General features: G+C 42.6%; 11 protein-coding genes. 5 read left to right on the top strand and 6 right to left on the bottom strand.

Annotation, left to right across the window (positions count from 1 at the left end):
- Window positions 1-3: 3 nt before the first annotated feature.
- Window positions 4-1728 (bottom strand): chloride channel protein, encoded by a 1725-nt coding sequence (locus ORI98_RS02015; protein WP_306134036.1) that lies wholly within the window; start codon window positions 1726-1728, stop codon window positions 4-6.
- Window positions 1729-1791: 63 nt separating this feature from the next.
- Here ORI98_RS02015 and ORI98_RS02010 point away from each other — a divergent pair, with 63 nt between their 5' ends.
- Both ORI98_RS02010 and erpA read left to right on the top strand, forming a co-directional pair.
- Complete coding sequence (locus ORI98_RS02010; RefSeq protein WP_306134035.1) at window positions 1792-2616, top strand: DUF6776 family protein; 825 nt, start codon at window positions 1792-1794, stop codon at window positions 2614-2616.
- Window positions 2609-2959 carry an iron-sulfur cluster insertion protein ErpA gene (gene erpA, locus ORI98_RS02005; protein WP_055024237.1) on the top strand — a complete coding sequence of 117 codons (351 nt, stop codon included), beginning with the start codon at window positions 2609-2611 and terminating at the stop codon, window positions 2957-2959. The genes ORI98_RS02010 and erpA overlap by 8 nt, the downstream gene beginning before the upstream one ends.
- 61 nt (window positions 2960-3020) lie before the next feature.
- On the opposite strand, the gene ORI98_RS02000 is transcribed toward erpA, so the two are convergent.
- The 3 genes from ORI98_RS02000 to aqpZ form a co-directional block, all read right to left on the bottom strand.
- The gene (locus ORI98_RS02000) at window positions 3021-3446 is read right to left on the bottom strand and encodes a hypothetical protein (protein WP_306134064.1); all 426 of its coding nucleotides are present in this window, start codon (window positions 3444-3446) and stop codon (window positions 3021-3023) included.
- Window positions 3447-3542: 96 nt separating this feature from the next.
- Entirely contained in the window at window positions 3543-3929 is a 387-nt protein-coding gene (locus ORI98_RS01995) for a DUF2750 domain-containing protein (protein WP_261297523.1), read from the bottom strand.
- A 138-nt stretch (window positions 3930-4067) separates the two neighbouring features.
- Window positions 4068-4766, bottom strand: a complete 699-nt coding sequence (aqpZ, locus tag ORI98_RS01990; protein WP_261297524.1) for an aquaporin Z — start codon at window positions 4764-4766, stop codon at window positions 4068-4070.
- Between the two features lie 609 nt (window positions 4767-5375).
- Here aqpZ and ORI98_RS01985 point away from each other — a divergent pair.
- The 3 genes from ORI98_RS01985 to ORI98_RS01975 all read left to right on the top strand — a co-directional run bounded on the left by ORI98_RS01985 (window position 5376) and on the right by ORI98_RS01975 (window position 12135).
- Window positions 5376-8393: a TonB-dependent receptor domain-containing protein gene (locus ORI98_RS01985; RefSeq protein ID WP_306134034.1), complete on the top strand. Its 3018-nt coding sequence runs from the start codon at window positions 5376-5378 to the stop codon at window positions 8391-8393.
- 446 nt (window positions 8394-8839) lie between these two features.
- Window positions 8840-9934, top strand: a complete 1095-nt coding sequence (locus ORI98_RS01980) for a metallophosphoesterase (protein WP_306134032.1) — start codon at window positions 8840-8842, stop codon at window positions 9932-9934.
- Between the two features lie 53 nt (window positions 9935-9987).
- A complete protein-coding gene (locus tag ORI98_RS01975) occupies window positions 9988-12135 on the top strand; it encodes a winged helix-turn-helix domain-containing protein (protein ID WP_306134030.1) in 2148 nt (715 codons plus the stop codon).
- Window positions 12136-12152: 17 nt separating this feature from the next.
- Here the strand turns inward: ORI98_RS01975 and ORI98_RS01970 are convergent, their stop codons facing one another.
- Entirely contained in the window at window positions 12153-13265 is a 1113-nt protein-coding gene (locus ORI98_RS01970; protein ID WP_306134029.1) for an anhydro-N-acetylmuramic acid kinase, read from the bottom strand.
- An 84-nt stretch (window positions 13266-13349) separates the two neighbouring features.
- Window positions 13350-14819: a peptidoglycan DD-metalloendopeptidase family protein gene (locus ORI98_RS01965; RefSeq protein WP_306134028.1), complete on the bottom strand. Its 1470-nt coding sequence runs from the start codon at window positions 14817-14819 to the stop codon at window positions 13350-13352.
- Between the last annotated feature and the right edge of the window lie 96 nt (window positions 14820-14915).

Genomic DNA, 14915 nt, shown 5'->3' with positions numbered 1-14915 from the left:
GTCCTATAGTTGGCCAGAGCGAATTTCTTGTAATAAATTAGCCCAGCTGATCACGCCTATAACATTATTTGGGGTGTTACGATAAATATAGACCTCTCCCGACCGTTTTGCTGCAAGCGCCTCATAAGCTTCATTCAGTGTCGCTGAATCCGGCAACCCGACCATCAAATGCCGTGATAAGGTGGTTTCATCTTCAAATGATTGGATTTCTAATCGGAGCATTTCTATCTGATGGTCTGCATTACGAACTAACACTGGTCGACCTTCTGCACGTTTTAACACTTCAAGTAATAATTCATCATCGTCATTTACCACCACAAAGCGTCTATTCATTAATACTCTGACGCCTTTTTTCTGTAAACCTTGATTCATCGGCGCGACTTTATATTCCAAGCCCATAATCTCTAGTTGCTTGATAAAAATGGAGCTGGTATTAAACCCCTGATAAGCAACTAAAAAAGCAGGAATAGTGACAAACATCGCCGGTAAAATAATAGATGCATCGTTGGTTAATTCAAGTAAAGCCACTAATGCCGCAAGTGGGGCACTTAAACATACGCCCATCATGGCTGTCATGCCTATTACAGTATAAAGTCCAACGTAAGGCGCAATAGATGGAAATAGCGCACTGCTGATCAGCGCCAGTATTGCACCGACTAAAGCGCCAATACCGTATAACGGACCAATCAATCCACCAGGCACACCAAAGCCAATAGCGGCGATGGTTGCCAGCATTTTTCCCAGCAATAGCGCAATTAAAAACCACAGGTTGGGTGACTCGCTAATGGCTTCATGGATCGCTAAATCACCAGAACCGAGCGCTTGAGGTAATACCAAACCAATTAAAGTGGTGATTGAACCAGCGATGAGCAACCGGTAGATCAATGGCCAATGCTGGCCTTTAGCGGTGACTTTTAATAATGAGTGATTAAATAACGCCGCCGTGCAACCTAAGCCTAAACCACCCAACAATAATATAGGATAATGATCGAGCGGAATGCGGATCACGTTTATAAGATCGTATTCATGGACATTACCAAACACTATTTGGCTTGAAACTGCACCACAAATGGCAGATAACATGATGGGGAAAAAGTAATGAATTTTATATTCTCTAACAATCACTTCAAACACAAACAGTACAGCAGCTAAAGGTGCGTTAAAGGTTGCAGCGATACCAGCAGCAATACCACTGGCACACATGATCCTGACACTGTTATCGGGTAATTTAAACTTCTCAGCCATGACACTGGCGCTCACGGCACCTAAATGAATTGCTGGACCTTCTCGTCCGACTGAAAAATTTGTTACCAGTGCGATAAGGGCTTGAAAAAATTGGCCCGCAGCAGATTGAAGAGGAACTTTTCCGTAATGGATTTTAAAGCGATGTAAAACATAGGCTATGCCCATACGGCGATAACGTTTCGAACCCAATAATGATAATAACCAAATTAACAGTGCGCCGATCAGGGGTAAATAAGAACGCCAATCGGTAAGGACATTATTGAAGCTAGTTGCATCACTATGGGTATACTGCTCAGCCCATACCAACATGAGTCGGAATAGAATAATCACGCTGGACGCGATAACCGCAAACAGCAATGCTAGGGCACAGAGTTGAACACTTATTTTCGCTTGTGATAATTTATCGCGAAATTCGTTGTTCAGATATTTGCGTGTGGCCCTTTTGGCGTGAATAATAGCAGCTTTATTAAGTTTGAGTTGCACTGTTACGCTCTTGCTTCCCTGTAGTTACTTTTATATTGTATTTTATTAAGGGCTTGTTACCTAATGCTAAATTATCATCGCATGCTGGACACTCTCAAATCAATCGAACGAAAAAAGCGTTCATCAAGTTCCTATCTTATCGCTTTGGTATTAGTCGCTTTCGTCACTGGGGCCTTATCACATCAAATTTGGTTATCCTTGGCACCAGAGGCCGCGCCAAATAGCGTTAGCGGTAAACGTAAATTATTATCTGAGCTTGACTCACAGGCCAAGGTATTAGCCAGTCGTAATTTAGCGTTAACTATAGAACAAGAAGCCAATAAAAATTTGCAGGAAATGTTCAGTGAGCAATTAGTTCGTCAAAAAGCACTAGAAAAAGAGTTGGCATTTTATCGAAGCGTAATGGTGGCCGATGCTGAAGTTGAAGGGGTGATGATCCACAATGTTGAAATAAATGCTGGAATATTGCCTGAACAACAACAGCTTAGAGTTATCTTAACTCAGCAACAAAAGCGTAAGGCTAATTTAAAAGTGGTTGTTGATGCTGTATTCATTGGGATTATGGATGATAAAGTGACTGAACTAACTTTGAGTAAGTTGTTGGGTAAAAAGAATAGTATCGACTTTAAGTATTTTCATATAATGGATAGCGATTTTATCCTGCCTGATGGATTTGAGTTGCAAAGAGTGAAGGTTAAAGTGCTAGTAAAATCATCGCGAGGCGTGAAAGGCGGCGAGATTGAACAGGTATTTAATATTGCCGATATTGCTTCATTAACCACCGAAGTCACAGACAATCAAAAAGAACCTCGGGTAATACTTGAACAAAACAGTCAGGTATCGGATAATTCACCGCAGAAAACTGAAGTAAGAGGTAGTAATGACTGAACAAACTGATGCAGCAATGCCGATCCAATTTACCGATGCTGCGGCGACCAAGGTAAAAGGGCTGTTAGAAGAAGAACAGAACCCTGAATTAAAACTGCGAGTTTATGTTACCGGCGGTGGTTGTTCAGGTTTTCAGTATGGCTTTACTTTTGATGAAAAAGTCAACGAAGGTGACTTCACTATTGAAAAGCAAGGCGTACAATTAGTGGTAGATCCAATGAGCCTACAGTACCTTGTTGGCGGTGAAGTGGATTACACCTCTGGCTTAGAAGGTTCTCGCTTCTTTGTTAAAAATCCCAATGCAACAACAACCTGTGGTTGTGGTGCTAGCTTCTCTGTATAATTGATTTAACTCTGAAGCACAAAAAAGCCGTCTTATGACGGCTTTTTGTTGTTCAATGGGATTAGCTCATAATATTCATGCTTTGTCTTGGTTTAAACCAAGCTTTCACTTTGCTATTAAAGCTTATCCAAACTTGAAGGGCACCCATAAATATTAAAACACTAAAGATTATCCAATCTGACACCACAGCCTGAAACAAACCAAAATCAACCGTTGTTGGACCGGCGACGAGGTTTTCTGGATCGTACATGATAGCAGGCAAGCAACTGTAAAACGCTAGTTGCAATACGCTGTAACCTCTTAGCATGTATAACGCTGCTTTTTGGCGTCCAAATACCGCAATTACCATCAATAAAGTCAACATGCATAACATTGAGCTTAAATCGGATACCGAACCTGCGGACATCAACCCGCTGAATGACGCTGCAGCATATATAAGCATCAGCGCAGTTAAACGCTTGGGCAACGTTGGTTTTGCAGGTTGCATGGACGAAGTGGCAGATAAAGCATCGGCATCTGGCAAAGTATTAGTTTGCACTGGCGTCACAACTTTAGGTTTAGCATCCATTGGATTAATCATAAATTAGTGTTTCTTGTCGCTTTTAGGCGTTAAACGCTGGTCAACTTCAAAAGGAGCGACGACAACACCTAAGTCTTCCTGAACAGGGAAAACGGCAATAAACAAGTCATCATCTTCCATGCCACTCACCCAGCGCTGTTGAAACTCATCAAGGGGAATCGCTAAAGGTTCACAATCTTTCCAATCATCAACTGCCCAAAGTGCTGCCGTTTCTTCAGATGGCCACATAGGGATGCAATCTTCATCTTCGGTGGTTAGCATCACGCAGCCATCGCTATCTTGTAAAGACCAAATGACTTTATTGGCTTTTACTTGCTCAATCATATAGTCATAACGGCCTTCAGGCGTTAGGTTCATTAGTTCAGCGATGGTTTTTTCTTTAGTGCTCATGTGGTTCTCATATGGCTGCAATCAGCAATAGCTATGCTGATCAGGGACAATTATGTGCGCATGATACCATTGACAAGAATAATTGAAAAAGAAAAGTCCGAACACTGTCGGACTTTTCTTAAATAGCGGATGTAAAAATTATTTGGTCGAGGGATTAAAACTGCGATAAATTATCCCAGCTAAAATAGCGCCAACAATTGGTGCAACCCAGAATAGCCACAGTTGAGACAGCGCCCAATCACCCACAAACAGTGCTGGCCCAGTACTTCGTGCGGGATTCACTGAAGTGTTAGATACCGGAATACTAATAAGGTGAATAAGGGTTAAACCAAAACCAATTGCAATGGGGGCAAAGCCTTTGGGAGCGCGATCATCGGTTGCACCTAATATAATCAGCAAGAAAAACAACGTCATGACAATTTCACAAATCAATACTGCAATTAAGTCATAGCCGCCTGGTGAGTGTTCACCAAAACCATTTGATGCAAAACCAGCACTTAATGAAAATCCATCCTGTCCTGATGCAATTAAATACAAAATACCCGCACCCATTGTTGCACCCGAAACTTGTGCAATGATATAGGGAAGTAGTTCACTGGCGTCGAAACGCCCACCTGCCCATAATCCAAATGACACCGCAGGATTTAGATGGCACCCCGAAATGTGCCCAATGGCGTAAGCCATGGTGAGTACCGTCAAACCAAAAGCAAATGATACTCCAAGCAGTCCTATTCCTACATCAGGAAAGGCCGCAGCAAGTACAGCGCTGCCACAACCACCTAATACTAGCCAGAGAGTACCTAAAAACTCTGCTAACATCTTTTGTTTTATATCCATAACTTAATTCCTTTTCTGTGGATTAATGTAGAACGGGGTAAAAGCTTTAAGCACGTATACCTTCATTTATATAACTGGAGAATGGATTTATGAAGTCCTAGTTAAACAGCCATTAAATAGGCTTTCATAAAAACGCTTTCTGCGGTAAATGCTCCTGCATTAATGATTTTTAATACAGTTTATATAACATTATTTTGATTAATCATAGACGCAATATTATCTGCCTTGCACTTTAATTGTCAAATATCAAAAACCAAGCTATGTACCGAAGGCTTTCGTCTTGCTCCTCGATTACTTTACTTACGGACAACTCTGAACCTTCAAAAGCGGTTAATTGTTACACTGGCGTTATAGTTCTATTAAGGTGTTGATTTGTAATGAATAGATATTAAATAGATACAAAACGGGCACAGAAACGAGTCATCATTTATTGCTGCATAACATAGACCGCAGTACAAAAGTATGTGTTTCGTAAATGTTAAATACGTTTCTCATTTGGTGTTAGCAAGGTTGAACTACCCGAATGGTTTTGAAGCGTGTTTGGAATCACGCACCAGTCGTAATAAAAATAAATCCTGCGTTTTTGGCAGAAAAGTGAAGGTGGGAAGGATGAACAAAAATCTATTAACTTTGGCAATACAAGTATCAATATTAGGCGGGATTCCTTCTATGGTATTTGCCGCAGATCCGGTTGAAGTCAAGACTGTTAGCGGCAAAGCCAAGATGGTTGAAATAGAAATTGATAATAGTGTGATAGAAAAAGTAGCAGTAACAGGTTCACGTTTAAAGCGCGATAGCTTTTCTCTTAGCACACCATTGCAAGGGATTGATGCGAAAGATATTGCCGATAGTGGTATCGGTTCTTTAGCTGATATTTTAGTTGACCAAATTCCTGCATTGTCAGAGGGAGTGAGCAGCACCAATAGTCAATCAAGTGTTCAAAACACAGGATTATCAACTATTGATTTGCGAAACCTTGGTACAGATCGTACTTTGACCTTAATTGATGGGCGACGTGTAGTTTCAAATAGTTACAGCGGAAATTACATCAGTTTAAGTACTATTCCAGCAGCAATGGTTCAAAAAGTGGAAATAATTACTGGTGGTGCTTCTGCCGTTTATGGTTCTGATGCTATAGCAGGCGTTGTAAACATTATTACTCAACAAAATAAGACTGGGTTCGAAATTAACGCACGCGGAGGGGAAACAACCGAAGGTGGCGGTGGAGAAAACACTGTTGATCTCGGCTATGGCGCCGACTTTGATGGTGACAAAGGCTATATCTACGCCAGTGCGACTTATGATGAGCAAGATGGATTATTCGCGACTGATAGAGAAAGAGCCCTGTTTGAGTCCAGCTTTGCCTACGATGAAGACTCGATGTGCAATGCGATGAATACCGTGGATGGCGATCAATGCATGCGCGATATCACCCGAGATGATTGGCGCGAGCGCAGCAATGACATTGTGGGTGGACGTTTCAAATCCAATGACTGGTGGTTTGATGGGACTGAGTTAAAGTCTGACTTTAAAGAAGAGCGTGACGGTTATAACGGCTACCAAACGGGGTTGTTAAAGGTACCAGAAGATACCTTGGCCGCAGCAATCAAAGTAGATTATGACCTGACAGATGATATTCGGGCAAACGTGCAAGTACAATTTAGCCGCAATACCGCCTTTCGCCGCACCGATGCCGAAGGCCAAGATTATAACGATGCAGAACTTTATATCGATCCGCTAACGGGTTTACCCGATCGGATTGCTGCTGGTTCTATTTCGCCTAACAATCCTTATGTGCCAGCGGAAATCGCAGCCGTTGCTGGTAAAAGTATTAGTTGGGATCGCCGCTTTCAAGAAGTGGGGCCAGTTGAAAGTAGCAACGAGCGAACCACTTTGCGCACTTGGGCTGGGCTACAAGGGAGCCTGTTCGATACTTGGACGTGGGATGCGTCAGTTGGCTATGGTCAATTTGAACAGCGCCAGCGCCGCAGTAATGAGATTAGCGTTCGCCGCTTACGAAATGCCATCGATGCCGAATATGCCGAGGATGGCGTTACGATTCAATGCGCGAGTGAAGACGCCAGAGCCGAAGGGTGTGCGCCAGTTAATCTCTTTGGTGAGGGGTCTATCAGTAAAGAAGGCGCTGACTATATTCGCGCCAATCCATATATCAACACCGACATTACGCAATTTAACGCCTTAGGATATATTTCAGGTGAATTATTTGAGTTGCCAGCAGGCGGCGTGCAATCGGCGTTTGGGGTTGAGTATCGCCGCGATACTCAGGCAGTCGATACGGATAAAGCGATGCGAGCGGATGCGATAACCTTTAACGACGTGCCGCCGTTTGAAGGTGAGGTGACTGTGTGGGAAGCTTTCGGTGAGGCGAGCCTGCCATTATTACGGGGCGAGGATTTAGCCCACAAACTTGATGTCGATTTGTCGCTGCGCCTCGCTGATTATAGTCAGAAAAACATCGATCTCATGTCAAGTTACCGAGTCGGCGTAATGTGGGAGCCTATCGCTAACTACGCGCTGCGCGCTAACTATTCCCGCTCGCAACGCGCCCCCAATATCACTGAGTTGATTTCACCGCCTCGTGGTGATTACGACAGTATTCGCGATATCTGTGATGGGGTGACCGCCACATCGACAGAGGCTGGCCATGATAGCTGCCGTCTCGACTCAGGAATTGCAGCGTCGATTGCAACCAATGGTTCCTTTGAGGCTGAGAGAGGTTCTAAATATTCGCCTAATGCAGGCAATGAAAATCTCACCGAAGAAACGGCGGATACCTATACCCTTGGCTTTACCATGGCGCCAGCGTTCCTCGAAGGGTTCAACGTAGCGGTTGATTACTACGATATCAGTGTTACCGATGCCATTGGTTCGCTGAGCAATGAGGATATTCTTGGCGAGTGTTATAACTCGAGCAATCCTTATGGCCCTGAGAATGAATACTGCAATGTGATTAGCCGTGATACGGAAGGTCAGATCACTCAAGTCATCCAGCAGGAGCTCAACCTCAATGACATCGTCACTCGCGGCGTCGATATTGCGTTGGCCTATGAGTGGGAGCTGGCACAATACGGTGCATTGACCCTAAAAACCAACTGGACTCATGTACTTGAGTACAGTTCGAGCTATTACGGTGCCGATGGCCTCGTAGAAGATGACTATGTCGGTGAATTGGCGAGCGGGATCTTTGAAGATCGTGGCACTATGTCATTGAGCTGGAGTAACGACGATTGGCGTGTGCGTTGGAGCGCGAAATATAAGAGCGCTATGGTAGATAGCCATGATCGGGTTGACGAGTGGAATGTGCTAAAAGCCGACAATCAAGCGAAGCTGGATAATGGTGACGCTAGCGCGGTGGCTAACCCTGAAACGCCTGCTTTCCTGTTTTATGACGCTTATATCACCCATGATTTATCCGTGTCTTACACTATGGATGTCAGTGATGCCGAGTTACGTTTGTATGGCGGAATGCGCAACATATTTGATAACCAAGGTCCTTGGGTAGCGGATACAGGCGATCTGGTTGAAACCGGCAATGGTAACTACAGCAGCGCTTATGGCGGCGGTGTAGGACGCTATGCCTACTTAGGTGCCGAGCTTAAGTTCTAGATCTTAACGTCTAGTCCTATATAGCCCTTCAAATGTAGTCCCGAATGTTTAAGCCTTCATGGTTAGGGAATTAGACCAGGACGTTAGATTACTTTTTCTAGCGTCATGGCACCTCAATTCGGGCAGCTAAAGTTACACACCGCATGTGTTGTTTTGCATGCGGTTTTGCCACCGGCTTTTTAGCCCATATTGAGTGTGACTGAGCGACTCACTCATCTGTTAGCGACTTATTTGACTGCAAACAATGTGACTGCTAACAATGTGACCGCTAACAACGTGACTGAGAAATAGAAGCTAAGCATTAAGGTAAGTTAGCCCTAGTTATCAAAATGAAAACGTCACAATGAAAGCTTCGGTAACTGATGAAATAAGGGTTTCACATGTCTACCCAGTTAGATTTTGTTTTTTGTTCGACGTATCAACCATTTAAAAAGGTATTTTTTAACGTGAAATCTATTATTTCGCTCATCTCGATTGGACTGTCGGTGTTGTTTGGGGCGTTATTTCCAAGCATTACCTTTGCCGCAGATAACGCCGTTTTGCCGCCCAGCATTACCGATGGCCCCTATGTTTTTCTCAACAATGGCGATGAAAACACCGCCTATTGGATTTGCCAAAGCGAGCTTAAGCAAACAAGCATTGAGGCGAATACTCTGATCCGTCCAGCCAACTGTGGTGATTTACCTGAGCCAAAACTGCATACTGAAGCTGTGATCCCCGACTTGGACACCTTTACGCACGTCGGCAAAATAGTCGCATTAAGTGATGTGCACGGTCAGTTCGATATCATGATTAACTTACTCCAAGCGCATAACGTTATTGATGCAGATCATCATTGGAACTTCGGTGATGGGCATATGGTGATGACGGGCGACATGTTTGATCGCGGCCATCAAGTCAATGAAGTGCTGTGGTTTTTATATGCACTCGATAAAGAAGCACAAGCGGCGGGTGGTCGCTTGCATCTGTTAATGGGCAACCATGAGCAGATGGTCTTTCGCGGCGATCTGCGTTATGTTAACGAGCGCTATCAAGTCTCATTAGATTTGCTAAGTCGTAGCTATGCTTCACTTTATGACAAAGATACCGAGATAGGTCGTTGGTTGCGAAGTAAAAACACCATAGTGAAAATCAACAATTTTTTATTTATGCATGGTGGAATAAGCCCTGAATGGGTTGAGCGTAAGCTCGATATTAGCAGCGTCAATCACTTGTTACGTCAACATGTTGATGATACAAAAGAAGTGTTAAAAAATAACGAGTTGCTTAATTTCTTGTTCTTTACCAATGGCCCCACTTGGTATCGTGGATACTTTGAAGATGCACTGCAAGGATCTGACGTCGACAGTATTCTGCGCTACTTTAACGTAGACCATGTCGTTGTGGGTCATACTTCTCAAGATCGAGTAATAGGACTTTACAATAACAAGATCATTGCGATTGATAGTAGTATCAAAAATGGTAAGTCAGGTGAATTGTTATTGATCAATTCAGATAAACTTACCCGAGGTTTATATAATGGTGACCAAGTGCAATTATAACCGCTTTGACTCGAGTTATTGTACAAAAATCAAGATTAGGTTGTAATTTAAATATGAATGATAAAAGTCAGTTGGTATTTTGCATAGGGCATTGCCGTATTGACCCTACCGATAACTCAATTACATTTCAAATGCAGGGGTGCTCCCCCTTTGCGAATGAAACAACTAAGGTATCGCTACAACCTAAATTTATTGAGGTCCTAAGTTACCTCGCTCTACGCCATCCAAATGTGGTCACTCGAAATGAATTAGTCGAGCAAGTTTGGGAGGGTAATGTCTATGTTGGTACCAAGGCGCTCACTAACGCCATTTGGCATTTAAGACAACACTTATTACCCTTAGCTCACTCCGGACCTGTGATTGAAACCGTTCGCAAAACGGGATATCGATTGCTGTTAGAGCCTGAATATGAACAGCTGAATGTGCTAGAAGATAACCTTAAAATCATTGAGGCTAAGTTAGATACAGCTAATAGGCATATGCAATTTATATTGTTGTTCATGTCAGCTTTAGTTGTGATAACGGGTGTAATTGTCGGAGTGCATTTATATCAAGATAACTTACGCATGATAGATACCCAAATAAAGGTCATTACTCAGGACCCTGGGTCAGAGCGTTATCCAAGACTTTCCCATAACCGAAGATGGCTGGTATATGGCGCAAGTCAGCCAAGTGGCAATAAGAGTCTTTTTCTCAAAGATTTGCAAGGCGATGATTTGCCTGTACGTCAATTAACTTCACTTAATTCGTCAGAGCTTCGAGCCGTTTGGAGTGCAGATGATAGCAAATTGTATTTTGCATCTCATTATTTAGACACAGATGAGTGTGCCATCACCCAATTAGATTTGGCTACTAATGAAATTCATTCTTTAGCCCCCTGCAGCTCAGAAATGGGTGCTATTGATATTTCTTCAGATGGTAATTATTTATCCTACATTTCAAAGCATGAATCAGATAAAAATGGCGGGATTTATCGCTTATCACTTAACACACAAAATGCTAAGGCGGAACGGTTATCCTGTGAATTAACATGTAACTATGAAGATAGAGATTTAGCTTATAGCCCTGATGGAAAGCTGCTTGCTATAGCTAGGCGATTCAGCAATATTTCTGAAGATATTATTATTCGAAACTTGAATACTGGTGAAGAGCACCGTTTAACGGAAGGGCTTGAGGATATACGTGGTTTAACTTGGGCGCCTGATGGTCAACGAATCGTATATGCAACTGAAAATTCAGGATCTAGAAATGGCTTTATTATTGATATTAAATCGGCTCAATTTCGTTCATTGGATATAGACGGTATGAGTTATCCCAATAGTGTATCCGACAAAGGAGAACTGGTTTATCACCAATACCGTCGTCAATTTGAAATGGCTTATTACTCTCTTGGTGGTAATGTGCCAAGCAGTTTATTTCCGCTATTATATTCAGGTGGTGGGCATCGTAATCCTGATTATTCAACACAAGCGGCTCGTTTAGTATTTGTGTCCAGTGATTCAGGTTATAGCGAGATTTGGATTTCAGATATACATGGGGAAAAACTTGAGCAACTCACTTATCTTAAATCACGTGTGGCTTATCCTAGATGGTCACCAGATGGTTTGAAAATCGCTTTTATTGCACCCGATGATAGCCATGAAGGTAATCGTATTTATATTCTCGATTTAGTTAATAAAAATATTTTTGCTTTAGCTTCAGGCTACCATAACCATGGTCGACCAACTTGGAACTGGCAGGGCACCTCAATACTGGCATCAACCAGTGATGGTATTACTGAGTTTTATCTCGATAACAAATCGCCTAAAGTGATTAATGCATTAAAAATGGGGGTGGGTTTTGCTAAATCTTCCACAGAGATAGTCTTTAGCCGCTATGACGTGAAAGGACTTTGGCTTATTGATTTAAACTATCCAAATCGAATAGAACCTTTTATTTCCGACCAGATATTTAATGCTGGGAATAATTGGGTGCTAACAAAGGGGGGGGTCTATTTTAAATCGAAAAACAGTACGGAACAGATTTTGAATTACTGGGATGCTAGCACCCAGCAAGTCACCCCAATATTAAAGCTACCTCGCTCTAGCATAAGCGGATTTGGTTCATTGGCCTATGAACCAAACTCAAAGCGATTAGTCATGACTCTTGATGGTTTTCCACAACGCGACATCATGTTGCTTAAGCACAAGCTTTTGCAATGATTTATGTTTAAACAGGTTTATTTGGCTGAGAACTTTCCACCGAGCACGGCTTCTCTACTTGCACCTGTTACAGCAGGCAAATTTGCAGGTAATTGGTGTTCATAGCGCATGGCTAACCACGCAAAAGCGATTCCTTCTACCCATTTAGGATCAACGCCAATCTCAGTCGTTGTCGCCAGTTTATATCCTGGTAAAAGTAGGCTAAGTCTTCGCATTAAGGCTTTGTTGAGTGCGCCACCACCACAAACGTAAATCTCCCCTTCTGGGTTTAGTTTATTCACATCATTGGCAATGCTGTGGCAGGTTAGGTCGAGCAATGTTGATTGAATATCTTCTTCATCTAAATGACTAAACTCAGAAAGCTGCTGCTCTAACCAAGCTTGATTGAATAGCTCGCGTCCAGTGCTTTTAGGGTAATGTAATGAAAAATAAGCATGGGATAATAGCTGCTTTAATAAGTCAGGGTTGGATGTGCCAGACTCCGCCCACTCACCATCTTTATCAAAGGGCTGTTGTTGGGCTTGTTGGATAAAAGCATCAATTAAATTGTTTCCTGGGCCGGTATCAAACCCTAACACCTGATTTGAATCACCAGGAAGGTAAGTAATATTGGCAATACCACCAATGTTTAATATCACTCTGGAAGTGTCTGATTTGGCAAATACTTGCTGGTGGAAAGCGGGCACAAGCGGTGCACCTTGCCCACCTAAGGCTATGTCTTTACGGCGAAAATCGGCAATAACATCTATACCCGTTTCAACCGCAATAGTATTAGGATCACCAATTTGTAAGGTGAAGCCCATTTCTAGATTTGGCATGTGTCTGACGGTTTGACCGTGAGACCCAATCGCTATCACTTCACTTGGGCTGACACCAGCCTGAGTTAATAATTGATTTACCGCTTTGGCAAATAATAGCCCGACGCTGCGATCAATACGGCCTAAACGATTTATTTCGTCCGTAGATGGCTGGCAAAGGCGTTGCAGACCCTTTAATAAGTGTTCAGGAATGGCTTCTGTATGGGCGAAGACAAGCAAAGGGTAACCGCTGCTAAAATCAACCAATACGGCATCAACGCCGTCCATACTGGTACCAGACATAAGGCCAATATAATATTCAGGCTGCGACATTAATGACATTCCTTGTGATAAGGGTAATAACTCAATGACTTGTATGGGTAAAAGTATATTCACCCATACAATATAGGTAAGGGATTAATTGCTGGCGACTTGTTGCGCTTGGTTTGATTTAAGTTGTGCCATCAGCTGTTTACTTAACCCATCAAATTTTGCTTTTTCACTGCGGTTAATCGGTAAGGATTTTGGCAGATCAACAGTGCGTGGATTACGGTGTACGCCATTGACAATAAACTCGTAATGTAAATGTGCGCCGGTCACTCGGCCAGTGCGTCCAAGAGTACCAATAATCTGACCTTGTTTTACAGTATCACCACGTTTAACGCTGCGCTTAGTTAAATGCAAATATTTAGTGGTATAGGTATCGTTGTGTTTGATAAATACGTAATTACCATTGTACTGGTTGTAGCTTGACTCAATGACTTTACCACCACCCGCCGCCTTGATTGGTGTGCCAATGGCCGCCACATAATCGACCCCTCTGTGGGCTTTTACTTGACCTGTCACAGGATGCAGTCGACGTGGGTTAAAGTTAGAACTTACGTATTTAAAATCAACAGGCGAACGTAAAAAAGCTTTACGCATACTGTTACCTGTTTCTGAGTAGTACTGGCCATCTTTGTAACGAATTGCGGTATAACGCTCGCCTTGGTTAACAAACTCGGCGGCTAAAATATTGCCTGTACGAATAAATTGTCCATCTGCATATTCTTGTTCAAAAATCAGAGAAAAGTGATCGTTTTTACGAATATCTAACGCAAAGTCGATATCCCAACCGAAAATGTTAGCCAATTGCATAATGTGGTTAGCGGATAAACCGGCATCGGCAGCTGCACTCCAAAAATTACTTTTTATTTTGGCAGTAATAAAAGACTGTCGAGTTTCGAGTGATTTTTTGTTGACGGTTTCTTTATACTTATCATTTGCTTTGGTGATAACTAAAGTGGAAATTTTATCCATTCGATAGCTTAATTCGGTTAATTCACCTTGCGCATTTTTACTGATTGCAATCTCTTCGCCAGGAATGATTTTAAGTAAATTCTTTTTCGCTAGCGGGAGGCGGGTAATGTCATAAACATCTTTTGCGGTAAGTCCTGCACGATTGAATAAGCCGCCTAACGTGTCGCCTTTGGTAACTTCATAATACTCAACTTGATTTTCAAGTTCAGCTGCCTCTTTTAATGCTTTTTGCTGTGCTTTTAACTCACCATCAATACGATCTATGATCTGATCAGTTTTAGAGCCAGAAGATAAAGAGGAGAGGTGAGCGCTGAAGGCTTCATCATCGGCTGTGGGTAATGTTGTTTGGTCTTCGCTGTTATCGCTTTTAGCGGATGTTTCGGGTGCGCTAGGGCTTCTAAAAGCTAAAGGCACTTGGTAGCGGGTGTGGCTTTCGAGTTTAGCTGAAGGTTCCATTGATGTTTGTTTAGAAGCCTGTGCATCTTCTGAGGGAAACATCAAAATTAAAGATGTGAATATAGCCAATATTGCTAAGGCTATTTGATGTGCTTTAGGCAGCAACTTAAATAATGTAATCAGCTTTGCCATTGACTCTAGTACCAATTTCCCACTCTTGTTGTTATCCAGTAAGTGTACACTCTTTCATTTGCTGTGGCTAACAAGTAACATAGTCCTCTTTATTTT

The sequence above is a fragment of the Shewanella sp. ULN5 genome (assembly GCF_030731885.1).
In the GTDB taxonomy this organism is placed as follows: domain Bacteria; phylum Pseudomonadota; class Gammaproteobacteria; order Enterobacterales; family Shewanellaceae; genus Shewanella; species Shewanella holmiensis.
Note: the sequence above shows the minus strand (reverse complement) of the source record. Positions and strands in the feature narration are given on the sequence as shown.